The sequence below is a fragment of the Sphingobacterium paramultivorum genome (assembly GCF_014109745.1).
Lineage (GTDB): Bacteria > Bacteroidota > Bacteroidia > Sphingobacteriales > Sphingobacteriaceae > Sphingobacterium > Sphingobacterium paramultivorum.
The window spans coordinates 527,374-543,141 of the sequence record NZ_CP058555.1; the positions used below are offsets into that span (position 1 = coordinate 527,374).

Sequence of the window (15,768 nt, forward strand, 5' to 3'; positions counted from 1 at the left end):
ATGAAATCAACTCTATATACCAGCTGTCGGCAGCTTTCATTTTTAGGCCTGTTGTTTATGGCGTTGCAAGGTTGTTCTGTCGATCTAATTCCACAGGACCGGATCGCAGAAGAGAAAGTATGGGCTGACCCCAATTCGGCCGAACTATATGTGTCGGGTATCTATGCTGAATTTAAAAAATTCCAGTTTGGTCAATTTCCCAATTTAGGCTATGACAATGCAATGGATGCCTTAGCCGATGGAATGAAATTTACCTCAAATACGGCTGGGAATGGTACCGTCAATATTCTTGTATCCAACTCAAACCAGTTTTCTTCCGCAAGCGTGGGGCTGAATTATTGGGCGAGCGGATATGAACGTATCCGTCGTATCAATGAAATGATCAATGGGATTAACACCAAGTCCAGCCTTTCCGATGCGCAAAAGCAGGTTTATGAGGCTGAGGGCAGGTTCGTGAGAGCATATGCCTATTTCTGGCTGGCAAAGATCCATGGAAGCGTGATTCTATTCAAGAGTATGGATCAGTATACTGAAAAAGATCACGAACGCTCGAGTGAGGAAGCCGTTTATGATTTTATCCTGGAGGATCTCCAATTTGCGGCGGATCATCTTCCGCTCAATAATCTTGCCGGTCGGGCTACCCAGGGCGCGGCCTATACCTTGATGGCACGTGTAGGACTGTATGCAGGCTCTATTGCTAAATATGATCTCAAGCAGTTCAATCAGGATCCTTTGACGGGCATTTCACAGGCGAGGAGCGCGGAGTATTTTAAAAAATCAGCCGATGCAGCGCAGAAAGTCATCGATATGGCTAATGGGGGACTCTATGCCTTGGACGATAATTTTGCAAGCATTTTTACCAATAAAAATACAAAGGAAGCAATCTTCCGGGTAGATTTTGCAGCACCTGATGTCACGCATCAATACGATCTGGGCTATGCCCCACCTCGAGATGCTCAGGGTAATACATTGGTTTATGGTGTACCAACCGCGGAATTGGTCAATGAATTTGAAATGGCCGACGGATCCAAATTCTCCTGGCAGAATGCTGCGCAGGCAGTGGCTCCCTATACAAATCGTGAGCCTCGTTTCTATGCGACGATCTTATACAATGGTGCAACCTGGAAAGGAAGAACACTGAATACGTCGACGACCGATGCGATAGAAGGATTTACAACATTTGGCGCGAGTGGCGACCCCAAACGTACCGTTACGGGATACTATGTACGCAAAATGCTTGATCCTACAAATACCACATTCGTTCAAAATAAGAGTACACAAAGCTGGATCGAAATGCGCTATGCCGAGGTCTTGTTGATTATGGCGGAAGCGAAAGCGCAATTGGGCGATTTTGCGACTGCAACTACCTACATCAATCAGCTTCGCCAGAAGCGTGGACTTAATGCCCTTAGCCTTGCCAACAATAATCAGGCAATGGCTGCAGTGGAGCACGAGCGCAAAGTTGAACTGGCTTTTGAGGGACATCGTTTCTGGGATTTGCGCCGTTGGAGAAAAGCTCACCTCCTGTTGGATAATGTGAAGTTTACAGGGCATAAGATCAGTCCGAACGCAACAGGATTAACGTATGAAGTTGTCTCAGCAGACGCAACCAACAGAAGTTTCAGTACAAAATTATATTATCTGCCCATACCTGAAAATGAAGTGCAGTTGAACGGCGCTTTGACTCAAATTAAAGGTTGGTAAAAACATGAAAGACTAGCAATGGACAAAATAAAATTTTACAGTTTATGGGCCTGTGCGATCCTTTTGGGAGGATGTCAAAAACCTAATTATCTGGAGCGGAATGTGAAAAATCAATTGATGGATTTTTACGCTACGATTGATGGGAAAGGGCAAGATCGCCTCTTCTTGAGTACGATCAGCAATGATACGGTGTATTTGCACGTAGATTATTATTATCCGATCGATTCGGACAATGAAGTAGATCTTTCGCGACTGATGTTGCGTGCTTCCGTTCCGGCTGATGCCCAGGTGACGCCGGGATTAAATGGATTTACAGACTTGACGGCACCCAAGAAAATTACTGTTACCGCGGGAAACGGTGACGCAAAGGATTATGTGGTCATTGCCGAGAAGAAAGGCAATACGGATATTTCGGGAATCAAAATTACATTTAAAGACAGCGAACAAAAGGAAAATGAGGTTGAGGGGATCTTAAACGGGAATACGGTGACGTTTTATGTGGTGCCGGGTATGGATCTTTCACAATCTACGCTGAGTTACGTTATTAATAAACATTCCAGTGGTTCTATAGCAAGCGGAGCTCAGGTCAATTTAGCCAACGGTGCAGAAGTACCCCTGACGATTTCTGGAGCCGGAAATATCAAGCGGCAGCTCAAATTGGTTGTCAAAGAACCTGTCAAACTTGATAAAGGGGTGGGCATTAACCGGCGCTTGTTCCTGAAGAAAGCGGCAGACTTGGGCTTCACGGCTAATAGTGAAACGTCCTGTTTTGTGAGTGGCGATTACTTGGTGATTGTGAGCCGGACTTCACCATCTGTATTTAAGGTGTACAACCGTTTCACAGGAGCTTATTCCCATAACCTAACAAATCCTTTCCCGGCAGGCCGTTTGATCTTCCAAGGCGTGAGCGATGAAAAAGGACGATTTATGTTAGGAACTTATACGCCGAATGGACAGAGCTTTGTGCTATACAAATACAAAGATGTTTTTGATACCAGTCCTGCCAAGCTATTGGATCTACCTTATAGCAAACCTGCTGCGGTAGCTGCCGGCGATGGTAATATCGGTCGTAAACTTAACTGGGTAGGGGATATGGACGGAAACGGTCAGTTACTCGCTTCGGTTGCAACCAGTCGTTACCTCCTGCGTTGGACAGTCGAAAATGGCCAGATAAAATCTACCGCTGCCGATGTCCTGGAATATAAGGATGGTGCGGCATCATTAGGCTTCCTACCGGAATATCTTCCTTTAGGGGTCGGCGCTAACGCCGAACTGATCGCGAGCACTAACGCCGAACTTGCCTATGTTTCGGGAAGTACATGGGGACGGCTAGCAGCATTCCCGGCAATTACAGGTACTGCTATGAATGGTGGTATCGCCTTTCAGCGTTTTAACAATGCAGATATTTTGGCTCAGGTCAAATTGTTTGGAAGCAATGAGATTGGTCAGATGTATGTTTATGATATTAGCGATCGAGCCCGCATTGGTACCACACTGAGTTCACCTACCTATAACCAATTGCGTGTTTATGAGTCGGAACTGTTTACTGGCGGTACCAATGGTAATGCAACCAGCGACATCTGTATGGGAACCTCAGAAAATGGACAAAGGCTTCAGGTGTATATGTTGACGACCTTTGGTTATCTTGTTGCGCAGGAGTTTACAATTTATGCCGATTCAAATTAAAATAATCGTTCCTTCACGCAGCTTGTGTTGCAGTGGAGGAACATTGTATTCATTCGTAAAAAAATAAAATTATGAACAAGCACATCAAAACAAGCTTATTGTTGATGTTAGGTTTAGTTTCGTGTAAAGTTGGATTTGCACAAAAAAATGATTTAAGTAGCGTGTCCAAAAAGATTGTCAGCGCAAATAAAGGCGATATCGTTTTGTTGGAGGATTTTCTAAAAACGGATTTTCCCAAGTTGCCTTACACAAAGACCGTATTACCGGGGCCGCAGTATATCATATCTGATGATCCCGAGTATATCCGTGTTCCGGAAGCCATTGCACTACAGGAGACGGTTGATCCCGGAGCAGTTAGGTTGTATGTCTATAACGTCAATGGTGTCAAAGAACCTCAAAAAATGCCCCGTAAGATTTCGGCGGTGATAAAAAACCTCGGGCATGAAAATATGCATTTTCGCATGTTGAAGTATGCTTCACAAAAACCGAGTTCAAACTACTTTGAAATTGGAAAGAAGGGGCTTGAGGACTACTTTTTATCTGCTGTAAACAATCAGGTGAAAGTGCTTAAACCGGGGGAAGTGATGGCTATCGATGAAAAACTGGAAAAACAGCTGGTACAATACGATGAACTTGTCCATGGATTCTATGAATTTGTGGTGGACCAGCCGGCGCAGATCTCTGTCATACAATTTGCCCCAAATGAGTCTGGACCAAAAGTGTTTCCGCGGATAAAGACGCTGATTCCACATAGTCACGCAAACGCTGGGCGTGGTGTTTTTCCAATTTCCAATTATCAGATTAATCCGAAAGATACGCTTGACACCAAAAAGGGAGCAGTGCAGCTGATTGTTGCCGACGGGCAGGACGATCCATGGATCACGGGAACGATTGGTGCGAAAAAGGAATTTGCCAAGAATGCCGGAAACTACGGAGTGCTGTATAAAACAAAGATCAAATGGAAGAGTACAGACGGAAAAGGATTGGCTTTGGTCAGCTGGAACAGTCGATCTGGTGACAACCAATGGTGTGGTGGTATGGGGCTGACAATGGAACTTGTGGGGCAAGACGGTCAAAAGACAGTGATGCAATATCCCAAAAATGCGCTGATTACAAAAGGTTATCCAGAGGCAATTCTCATCGAAACTTATTGGCCCGACCCGAAGAAGGAAATACAGGAAATTGAATTTACCTATTCTCCTCCGGGAGCTTCCTGCCTACCGACCCCATTAATTTTTGTACCCATTGATCCGAAGAAATAATGAAACACATACTCTTACTTTTTTTACTAGGCTTGACCGCCTGTAGTGCAAAAAATGAATTTGTTAAACCAGAATTTCCGGTTGTTGGTGTTGATGGGAATGAGTATCTCAAAAATGAGGTGCGTCCGGCTTCTTCAAAAGCTTGTTTTCAAGGAGCCTACTATCGAAAAGTCGTTTCCAGTACAGATGTTTGGGTCGGCATTAAGGCCGAAGTTACCTTACCAAAGATGGAATTTGATCCGGCGCGGTTGAACCCGAGCAAACCCAAGCAATACCTGGATAATCCCTCCGTTTATATGGGCGGTAACATGGGGGGACAGGAAACTGATATTGGTCTTACCTGGGAAGTTGTTAAGGATGAAAAAGGAAATGTGACCGAAGACAGACGGGCTTTCAGACCATTTTTACGAAGAGCTGCACATAGCTCTGGCCAGACAAGTCTTTACCAAAATGCACCCGCACAGGACGAATATTATTGGTATCCTGGAGAAAAGGTGCTGATGACATTGGAAATTGTTGGTCCAGGGATGTTAAAATTTGCTATACAGGGTAACGGCAAGAAATATGAAGCTACGTTTGAAAGTGCAGGATATACCTTGGGTGGATTGGGTGAGTTTAAGCGGGTGAACGCTATCGATCAGGTGGCCAATGAAGGCAAACCTGTACAGGCAACAAAAACGAAAGTATTGGAAGCGATTTGGTCCTACACCACTTTACTCCGCTATGATGCAAAGCAAGTGATCGAAGTGCCTATGCATGCGGGACGGATGACGCAGATGGCCTGCCCAGAAGCACAATATTTTAAAATCCAACAGGATGCAGCCAACCTCAAAAAAGGAGGGGAGAATGTACAGATAAATGGAGCTGGTTTTTAAATATTGCTTACAAAAAATATAAACGGCCAAAGCCAGTTTGTACTTTGCTGCTACCTATATAAAAATCAACAAGGTTATTTCCTTTCAAGGAAATAACCTTGTTGATTTTAGCTAATTGTTTATTATATCTTGCTCAATAGAGTAAACAAAGCTTTAGCAGTTTCTTCCGAAGACCCAGGGTTTTGCCCGGTAATGAGATGACCATCTTTGACTACATAACTATGCCAATCTTCCCCTTTGCTGTACTGACCACCCAATTTTACGAGTTCATCTTCCACTAAAAAGGGAACAACATCCGTTAGTTGAACCGCTTCTTCCTCGCTATTTGAAAATCCGGTAACTTTTTTGCCTTTGACCAGGGGCTGACCATTACTATCCTTGACATAGCGAAATACAGCTGGGGCATGGCATACGGCAGCGACAGGTTTGTTGTGGGTCCAAAATGATTCGATCAATGCAATGGATGTCTTATCGTTGGTTAAATCCCACAAAGGGCCATGGCCCCCAGGATAGAAAACAGCATCATAATCCTGCTCATTGACATGATCCAAAGGAATGCTATTTGCCAATTTTGTTTGAAGTTCCTTATCGGCATCAAAACGTTTGGTTGCTTCGGTTTGAAAATCCGGAAGTGCACTTTTAGGGTCTATCGGTGGCTGTCCTCCTTTTGGAGATGCGATTGTGACGTCCACTCCTGCATCTTGTAAAACATAGTAAGGCGCTGCAAATTCTTCTATCCAAAAACCTGTTTTTTCTCCTGTATCTCCCAATTGGTCATGTGATGTCAATACAACCAATACTTTTAATTTGTCTTTTTTCATATTAAATAACCAAGTCTGTTAAAAAATTATATGTTTAAAACGATAGTACAAAGTAGGGGATAAATTGCCAGAGCCCTATGTGATATACATCACAATTTAGCGAATGGTTTTGCTTTTGTGATATAGATCACATTATTTGGCTTGGTATAGCCTGCTCAGTGTTTCGCGGGAAACACCCAGATATGCTGCAATCAAATGTTTGGGAACGAGATTATAGAGTTCGGGATATTGCTGCATGAGTTCCTCGTAGCGGCTTCGAGCATCGTTGTTCAGCAGTGACATTATTCTTTTTTGTAGCCCAATATATCCTTTATTGGAACGCCATCTAAAAAAGGTTTCAACTTCGTGAATTTCCTTACATACTTTTTCACGGTCCTCGTTCGATAAGCAAAGAGTGTCTGCATCGCTGACACAATCTAAATTGACCGTAGCTGGGCCTTGATTATGCAATGCATTATAATCGGAAGCCCACCAGGTTTTTGTGGCGAACTGTAAAATATGCATCTTTTGTTCATTATTGGTGAAATAGGTCTTTAGACAGCCATTGAGCACAAAATACTCTTGTTCCACAAGGTCTCCTTGACGGATAATCATTTGTTTCTTTTTAAAGGAGATCGGTTTAAAAAAAGAAAAGAAGTAGTCGAATTGTTCGTCGTTTAACTGGACGGTCTTGTCGATATGTTGTCTCAGAATTTCACGCTCGGTCATAGCTAATAGTTACTTGATCGATTTAAAATTAAACAAAATCTCACAATGATAGCGAAGGCCTGCATCAAGTTCCCCTCAGATTCAAAATTAAGAAGGGAATAACACTACTTTTACAGGGGTATAACAGGGGGTTAGTAGGGGATATAACCCTGCTAACCCCCTGTTATACCCCTGTTAACCCCCTGTAATCTCCCTGTAATATATTAAGATAATATCAATTAGATTTTAACTTGTGCCCAAACAAAAAGGGAACTTCCTAAAAAAGATGGAACCTCACAATCCTTACTCGTTCGATCCTTTTTGAGATTGAGCCGAAGGGATCGCTAGGAATATTTTAGTCCTACTTTATGGGGGATATCAGGTACCTAATATCCCGACGCCATTTTCTTGTAAAACCAACGCTTTACAAAATCGGCTGTAAATACATAAACAGCAACAATCAACACCATATAAACATAGAATTGAAATGGCAACCTCACAAAACCAAATATATCACCCAATAGGCTGAGAGGTAGAAGTAAAACAAATGAAATCACGATTAAGTTCGAAAATAGAAGAGCTTTACTCGGTTTGCTCTTAAAGAAGGGCAGTCGGGTGCGAACGACAAGGACAATAAGTGCGGCAGATACAACGGATTCTAGAAACCAACCTGTCTGAAATTGTTGTTCATTGGCTTTCAGAACTAAAATCAGTACCGCAAATGTACAATAATCGAATACCGAACTCAGTAAACCAAAGATAAACATAAACTTTTTGATAAAACCAATATCAATGCGATGCGGTTTTTTGATGTACTCTTCATCGACATTGTCTGTTGCTATGGTCGTTTCAGGAACATCTGTAAGTAAGTTGGTTAATAAAATTTGTTTTGGTAAAAGCGGTAGAAAGGGCAGCAATAAGGATGCTCCGGCCATACTAAACATATTCCCAAAATTGGCACTCGTTGCCATAAAGATATATTTCATTGTATTTGCAAAGGTTCTACGTCCTTCCTTTATACCGTTAGCGACTACATCAAGATCCTGATCCATTAATACAAGATCGGCGGCTTCTTTTGCAACATCTACTGCGGTGTCTACTGATATTCCTACATCGGCTGCATGTAATGCCGAGGCATCATTGATGCCATCCCCCATGAAACCAACTACCTGTCCTGTTTTTTTTAGTGCTAGAATAATTTGTTCCTTTTGGCTGGGTTCCACTTCAGCAAATATATCAGCTTGCAATACCTTTGTTACGAGGGCTTCACTGCTGGTTCCTCGCAATGAACTTCCGGTGACAACAATAGGGGTTTCGATTCCCACTTGTTTAGCAAGACTTTCGGCTACCAGCGCATTGTCGCCAGTAATTATTTTTAACTTGACACCCAGGGAATTCAAGTTATTTATTGCGGCAATAGCACTTTCCTTGGGCGGGTCGAAGAAGGTAACAAAGCCAAGAAAAATCATACTGCTTTCCTCTTCTTTTGAAATGGAGTTTGTTGTTGTGGTTTTCCAGCAAATTCCTAATGTACGATAACCCTTTCTACTATACTGTTCGTAGAGTTGCATTAGGGTCTGTTTTAGTTCGCTCGTCAGTGGTTCAATGCTATCGCTGCCAGTTTGCACTTGATTGCATATGGCGAGGATTTCCTGAAAGGCTCCTTTGGTGATCATCTTGAATCCTTGAAGCTCAACCAAAATACTTAACCGTCTACGTATAAAATCGTAAGGAATCTCGTCCAATATAGCTGGGAGTTGTTGCCCTTCACTTTTTAATCCTGTTATAATTGCTGCATCAATAGGATTTTTGAAGCCTGTTTGTAAAGCGGCATTGAAGAGCGCATAGTTGCTTACGCGTTCATTTTCAGTGTCATTAATATCGAACGCTTTGTAAAGCTTTACTTTCCCCTGAGTGATTGTACCTGTTTTATCTGAACATAAGATATTCATACTGCCGAAGTTCTCAATTGCGGAAAGGCGTTTAACAATGACTTTCTGCGCAGCCATTTTTTTTGCTCCAGTAGAAAGATTGACCGTAATAATAACTGGAAGTAATTGTGGTGTAAGTCCAACCGCAAGGGCCAGGGAGAATAGAAAGGAATCGAGAACAGGTTTATGGAGAAATACATTCAATGCAAATATGACCAGGATCAGTATCAAGGTAATTTGCATGAGCAAAAAACCGAACTTTTTGATACCTCTTTCAAATTCAGTTTCGGGCGCGTTGTTTCTTAAGCGTGCGGATATTTTCCCAAATTCGGTATTCAATCCTGTTGCAATGACTAGCGCGGTCGCTTTTCCGCTGATGACACTTGACCCCATAAACAAAGTATTAGAACGTTTGGAAAGAGGCGTATTTGTTTCTAGTTTCCCTTTTTGTTTTTCAACGGGATAACTTTCTCCTGTGAATGCAGCTTCATCAACAAACAACTCTTGGGAGTTCAAAAGGATACAGTCGGCAGGAATAATATCACCGGCAGACAGTACGACGACATCCCCCGGAACGATTGATTCTGTACTTACTGCTATCTCATGGTCGTCTCGAATAACTGTCACTGTCACCTGTACCATTTTTAGTAATCTGGCAACGGCATTGGATGCTCCATATTCTTGCCAAAATCCCAAGCAGCTGCTAATGACTACAATGAGCAGAATAATGATTGCATCGGTGCGATCCTGAAGCAAAGAGGAAAGAACGGCTGCGGCGATTAAGATAAGTGTAATGGGATTTTTAAATTGATTAAAAAATAATAAATATGCACTTGAACTATTTTTTCCTTTCAGTCTGTTGGGACCATATTTGGTGATCCTCAAATTGGCTTCGTTTTCGGATATACCGTTTTCCTTCGCATTGAGTTCATGAAGTAGTTCTTCGGATGACTTGCTCCAGAAGGAATCTAAATGGCTATTACGTGTACCTTGGTTCTTTTCTATCATCTTGGCCTTGTTAGTGATGTAAGAGTATACAGGTTATTTAACCTGAATTTAGGGAATTATATTGAATTATCTTAACGGGTATTTCAGATGGCCAAATCAATGTTTAACCGGTTTAGTGATTTAGAAAAAATGATTTTTTTTTGATTTTATTTTGTTTATACAAAGTTATTTTCTATTTTAGTGTTGCCCATTCAAGGGCACTTTTCATAAAATAGGTTAATAATATGGCTAAAACACCCGGAGTACCCCATGCTTTCGGGTGTTTTTTTGTTTTTTGCCTTCTCCACGATCCTAGAATACCTCCAAGTAATTTTAACAACATAGGTCGAGATATTTATAAATCGGTCTTCAATACATAATCGGGGTGGCTCTGACCGTGCGATTTCTCTTGCTTGTAGATACAAACCCTTTCTTTTCTTTGGGACGAATTCAGTAAAGTTCATCTATTTTTTTGAACAGCGTCGCTGTACTCGTTTTTGTACCACATAAAATATTTTAAAAAAAAAACACAAAACGGATTAGGGATGCCAGTCCTTCAGTCGTCTATTCAATTAAGGAAGGTAGACCCGGGTGTCTATCTACTAAATATAACCTATAGAAAACTAAATTTAAACCAATATATAACCTTTGATTAATATTAATTTAATATTAGTATACTTATTTTGCCTTTCAATTAATAATAATAAATATTTATGAAAAAACAACAATTTCAATCCTTAGGGAGGAATCGCAATTTCAGGTATCGGCTGGGGCTGGTAGTTGGAGCTGTTTGTCTTGCAGGCGTGGTTCATGCACAGGACCTTGAAACGCATGGTAAGGTAACGGATCGAAAAGGAGAGCCCATTCGAGGGGTGACGATTTCCATAAAGAACATTCCGAATTCGGGTATGTCGACGTCAAACAAAGGAACCTACGAATTGAATAAACTCAAAAAAAATCAAGTGTTGCTATTTACTTCGGTCGGCTATAAAAGTATAGAGTTAACCTATCAAGGGCAGAAAGAACTGAATGTACAGTTAGAGGAAGATTTGGCTAATTTGGACGAGGTAGTTGTGGTTGGGTTTGGTACAAAGCAAAAGAAGAACCTTACAGGTGCTGTTGATCAGATTTCGGGCAAAGTATTGGAATCTAGGCCTATTTCCAATGTGATGCAAGGATTACAGGGGGTAAGTCCGGGTTTGAATATTACCTATGGTAATGGTACACCAGGGGGAATTCCAAATATCAATATTCGTGGAACTACTTCCATTAATGGTGGATCACCTTTGTTTGTAATTGATGGCATTCCAGCTACTGATGCTAATGATTTAATTCGCTTAAATCCCACTGATATTGAATCATACACGGTATTACGTGATGCAGCTTCATCAGCAATTTATGGTGCCAGAGCGACCTATGGTGTGATTTTGATTACCACTAAATCCGGAAAACTAGGTAAGCAATCCGTTTCTTTTAATACAAATTCGGCTTGGGGAAAACCAACAGAAATGCCCGATCCAGTCACTGATCCGTATATCTTCTCTAAACTTTTGGAATTATCGACAAATAATACCCCCTGGGACTATGTCAATTATAGTGATGAGCATTATCAGTGGGCAAAGGAACGTTCTGATAACCCTAGTATAGAAGATGTGCGTATAGATCCCAAAGATCCAAAGCGTTGGGCTTATATGGGAAATAACAATTGGAATAAGTATTTTCTAAATAAGTCTGCACATTCTCAGTCCTACAATTTGACTTTTTCAGGTGGAGCGAAGGTGAATGAACTTCCTTTTAAATATTATTTGTCCGGGGACTATACGAAGGAAAACGGTTTGAGTAAGTTGGCCGCCGACTATTGGACACGTAAAGGACTACGTGGAAAGATAAATATTGCACCATTCAAATGGTTGCAATTGGATAACAATGCTAATTTGTACAATACGCACAGGGAGAGCCCAGCTGCGAGTTTGACCGATATCTATTATTTAACACCTATTCAGGTTGCTAAAAATCCGGATGGCAGTTGGGCAAATACGGATGCGGGACGATTGGCTGCTCGTCTATCTGACGGAGGAAAAAGCAATGGTGACATGTTTGGTTTCCAAAATACGTTCAATGCGACAGGTACATTTTTAAATGGCGATCTAAAAATCTCTGGCGATGCAAGTGTTAAAAGGGAATACTACAAAGGCAATGGTTATGCCAAAAAATTCAAGATTGGTTTTGGTCCGAATGACATCCGTGAAGAGGGGGGGACTGGCTATGTGAATGAATCGCGAGCCGATATGAAAAATACGGTATTTAATCTATATGCGAATTACAACAAAACAATTGGCAAACACAATTTTGGTGCAATGGTGGGGTATAACCAAGAAGAATATATTTATTCGTCTACCTATGTCAACCGAAATAATCTAATTTCTTCTACTTTACCTTATTTAGGTTTGACGACGGGAGAAATGACACTCAATGCTGGTTATAGTTCTTATGCGACGCGCAGCTATTTTGGGCGATTGAATTATACGTTTAATGAGCGTTATATCTTGGAAGGTACAGGTCGTTACGATGGGTCTTCCCGTTTTCCTAAGGCAAGTCGCTGGGGATTTTTTCCGTCCGTTTCAGGGGCTTGGATCGTTAGTAATGAATCCTTTTTCGAATCACTAAAACCGAAAGTGTCCAATCTAAAGTTAAGAGCATCATACGGTAGTTTAGGAAATCAAAATGTAGGCGACTTCTCTTATATCCAGACAATGGGAACCAGCCTTTCGGGGTACCTCATTAATGGAAATCAACAATATGTCGTGAATGGGGCGCCGCCGTTGACAATTGATCCAAACTCATATACATGGGAAAATGTGTCTACCTTAAACTTCGGTGCTGATTTGGGGCTATTCAATGATAAGTTTTTTGTTGGCTACGATAATTACATCCGTAATACAACCGGTATGTTGACTGCTGGGCAGGAGCTTCCAGGTGTATTGGGAACAAGCGTGCCAAGGCAGAATGCAGCTGATTTGCGTACAAAGGGTTGGGAGCTTTCAGTGACTTATAAGGATCAATTTGAATTAGCAAATAAGCCATTTTCTTTTGATGCAAAGGTTGTTTTGTCTGATTCACGTGCTAAGATTACAAAATTCAAAAATGATGAACGTCTTCTTTCGACGTATTTTAATGGCTATGAATTCGGTACAATCTATGGCTTACAAGGAGATGGTCTGTTTAAAAGTGCCGATGAAATCAAAGCATTGGATGAATCAGGCATAGTACCTTGGGGAGCTTTAAATATTGTAAATGGTTGGCCAAAATTTAAGGATATCGACGGAAATGGTAAAATTGAAAGAGGGCTGACTGAAACGAATTTGAAAGATCTTCAGGTAATTGGTAATTCTGCAGATCGTTATCGTATAGGTTTTAACCTCAACATGAACTGGGGCGGATTTGATGCCTCAGTATTTCTACAGGGTGTATTAAAACGAGATTTCTATCCGCGGCATTATTTGTTCTGGGGACCTTATCAGCAACCTTACGCAAATATATACCCATGGCATTTGGATTTTTATAGAGAAACCAGTGATACAGCAGAAGAACGTGCAAAACACTCTCAGGCGTACTTGAATGCAGGCTTAGCGGATGCTAATCATGACGCACGTTATCCGGTATTACAATCTTGGTTGGCCGACGTCAATGATGGAAAAGGATTGGCTATTCCCAATACACAGTATACGTTGAACGGTTCTTATCTGCGTTTGAAGAATATCACTTTTGGGTATACCTTGCCACATGAGTTGTTGGAAAAATGGAAAATTCAACGTTTGCGTATTTTCTTTTCGGGAGAAAACCTATTTGAGTTCTCACAGATCAAAAAATATGTTGATCCTGAAGCGATCAACAACGGAACCGATGGTAGCGCCTGGGCCTACCCATTCCAACGTAAGTTTTCAGTTGGTTTAAACTTAGATTTTTAACAATTAGCAGTACACAGAGATGAATGTCAAATCAAAAATAATATTGGGAATTATAAGCGGCGGTTTTATATTAACAATGACAGCTTGCCAAAAGGATTTTCTGGATCGATTTCCCCAAACTTCGATTACACCTGAGGTTTTCTTTAATACCGAAGAGGATCTTTCGCTGTATATCAATGGGATGCTGAGTATGAACGATCGTTGGACTTATGTAGGGGATCAAAGTTCGGACAATGCGGCTACAACGGCTGCCGTAACGCTTAAGACAATGATGACCAGCAAAACAGAGCCAACATCAGAAACAGCTGGAGGGGATTGGTCTTGGGGACGTTTACGCACAATAAATTACTTTTTAGAAAACTATCAGCGTGCGAATGTAGCAGCGGATGTTAAAAACCACTATGTAGGTTTGGCACGTTACTATCGCGCTATTTTTTACCATGGCATGGTAAAGCAGTATTCGGATGTGCCTTGGTATAGCAAAACATTAACCCCAAGTGACGAAGCTTTACGTGACGGGCAATCTCCTCGTACATTGGTTGTCGATAGTATCATGGCAGATTTGGATTTCGCAGCAAAAAATGTTAAAGAACAAGTTGCACTTGGAACGCCAGGTAGAGATGCCGTATTGTTGATGCAGGCTAAGATTGCATTGCATGAAGGGACGTATCGATTGTATCACGGTGAGATAAATTTGGACAAAACGGCGAAGAATTACTTTGACATTGTAGAGAAAGCAACTTCACAAATCATCGCTACCAATAAATATAGCATATATTCTACCGGTAAACCGAATGAGGACTATGCTGCATTATTTGAATCACAAGATCTTTCCCAAAATAAAGAAGTAATCTTGTTGAATGCTTTTGATCAAAACAAAAATAGGGGACAGGCGCTTAACGGTTATGTTTTTGGTGATTATGAACAATCGCCTTCACGTGACTTGATACAGACGTACCTGATGAAAGATGGTTCGCGTTATACAGATATCCCCAATTACGATAAGAAGCTTTATGTCCAGGAATTTGAAAACCGTGATCCACGTCTGATGCAGACTTTGGTCTATCCACAATGGCTGAGACAGCCTGATAAATCAAATTACGTTCAAAAGCTGAACAAAAACTTTTCAGGTTATCATCAGTTGAAAGGCTATGTCAATTCATCCGATCAAATTATTATGAATGGAGTTGATTTTCCAGTGCACCGTTATGCTGAGGTTCTATTGATGTATGCTGAAGCAAAGGCTGAACTTGGAACATTGACACAAGCAGATCTCGACAAGTCTATCAATCTATTGCGAAGAAGGGTAGGAATGCCCGATCTAAAAATGGATGTAGCAAATGCGAACCCCGATCCAAAATTGGCGGCTGACTATCCCAATGTGAAGGGCGCCTTCCGGGGAGTAATTTTTGAAATCAGACGCGAAAGACGTGTTGAGTTTGCCTTTGAGAATTCACGTTTTGATGACCTTATGCGCTGGAATGTCGGTAAGTTGCTTGAACGTATTCCGGAAGGAATGTATTTTCCGGGAGTGGGTAATTACGATATGACGGGCGATGGTGTTGCCGATATCAAATTGATCCCCGATGGACAGACTATTCCTACGGATCGAGAAAAGAATTCACTTGGCGTACCGCTTGTTTACTATACCATTGGAAATTTTGGTGGTAATGCCGGTGTTTATCTAAAAAATGGTGTCAATGGTGGAACAATGGTAACAGATGTCAATGTCCGTAGATTTGTAGAACCGATGTATTATTATCGTCCGGTTCCGGCAAAACAGATCATTCTCAATCCAAATCTTAAACAGGTATTTGGTTGGAAGTAATATATAAATTAGATAAAAT

At 41.4% G+C, this 15,768-nt stretch carries 9 protein-coding genes; 6 read left to right on the forward strand and 3 right to left on the reverse strand.

Annotated elements, in window-relative coordinates:
• The 4 genes from HS960_RS02020 to HS960_RS02035 all read left to right on the forward strand — a co-directional run bounded on the left by HS960_RS02020 (position 1) and on the right by HS960_RS02035 (position 5,527).
• Entirely contained in the window at positions 1-1,704 is a 1,704-nt protein-coding gene (locus tag HS960_RS02020; RefSeq protein WP_182331129.1) for a RagB/SusD family nutrient uptake outer membrane protein, read from the forward strand.
• Positions 1,705-1,722: 18 nt separating this feature from the next.
• Positions 1,723-3,390 carry a DUF5018 domain-containing protein gene (locus tag HS960_RS02025; protein WP_182331130.1) on the forward strand — a complete coding sequence of 556 codons (1,668 nt, stop codon included), beginning with the start codon at positions 1,723-1,725 and terminating at the stop codon, positions 3,388-3,390.
• Positions 3,391-3,461: 71 nt separating this feature from the next.
• On the forward strand, positions 3,462-4,652 hold the full coding sequence (locus tag HS960_RS02030) for a copper amine oxidase (protein ID WP_182331131.1): 1,191 nt from the start codon (positions 3,462-3,464) through the stop codon (positions 4,650-4,652).
• Positions 4,652-5,527 carry a hypothetical protein gene (locus HS960_RS02035; RefSeq protein ID WP_153847150.1) on the forward strand — a complete coding sequence of 292 codons (876 nt, stop codon included), beginning with the start codon at positions 4,652-4,654 and terminating at the stop codon, positions 5,525-5,527. Before HS960_RS02030 ends, HS960_RS02035 begins: the two co-directional genes overlap by 1 nt.
• 122 nt (positions 5,528-5,649) lie before the next feature.
• Here HS960_RS02035 and HS960_RS02040 read toward each other — a convergent pair whose 3' ends face one another.
• From HS960_RS02040 to mgtA, 3 genes are all read right to left on the reverse strand, one after another.
• On the reverse strand, positions 5,650-6,348 hold the full coding sequence (locus HS960_RS02040; RefSeq protein WP_182331132.1) for a type 1 glutamine amidotransferase domain-containing protein: 699 nt from the start codon (positions 6,346-6,348) through the stop codon (positions 5,650-5,652).
• A 132-nt stretch (positions 6,349-6,480) separates the two neighbouring features.
• The gene (locus HS960_RS02045; RefSeq protein ID WP_182331133.1) at positions 6,481-7,056 is read right to left on the reverse strand and encodes a Crp/Fnr family transcriptional regulator; all 576 of its coding nucleotides are present in this window, start codon (positions 7,054-7,056) and stop codon (positions 6,481-6,483) included.
• A 365-nt stretch (positions 7,057-7,421) separates the two neighbouring features.
• The gene (mgtA, locus tag HS960_RS02050; protein ID WP_182331134.1) at positions 7,422-9,974 is read right to left on the reverse strand and encodes a magnesium-translocating P-type ATPase; all 2,553 of its coding nucleotides are present in this window, start codon (positions 9,972-9,974) and stop codon (positions 7,422-7,424) included.
• Between the two features lie 692 nt (positions 9,975-10,666).
• Here mgtA and HS960_RS02055 point away from each other — a divergent pair.
• Both HS960_RS02055 and HS960_RS02060 read left to right on the forward strand, forming a co-directional pair.
• Positions 10,667-13,921, forward strand: a complete 3,255-nt coding sequence (locus HS960_RS02055) for a SusC/RagA family TonB-linked outer membrane protein (RefSeq protein WP_182331135.1) — start codon at positions 10,667-10,669, stop codon at positions 13,919-13,921.
• Positions 13,922-13,940: 19 nt separating this feature from the next.
• A complete protein-coding gene (locus HS960_RS02060) occupies positions 13,941-15,749 on the forward strand; it encodes a RagB/SusD family nutrient uptake outer membrane protein (protein ID WP_182331136.1) in 1,809 nt (602 codons plus the stop codon).
• Positions 15,750-15,768 lie beyond the last annotated feature (19 nt).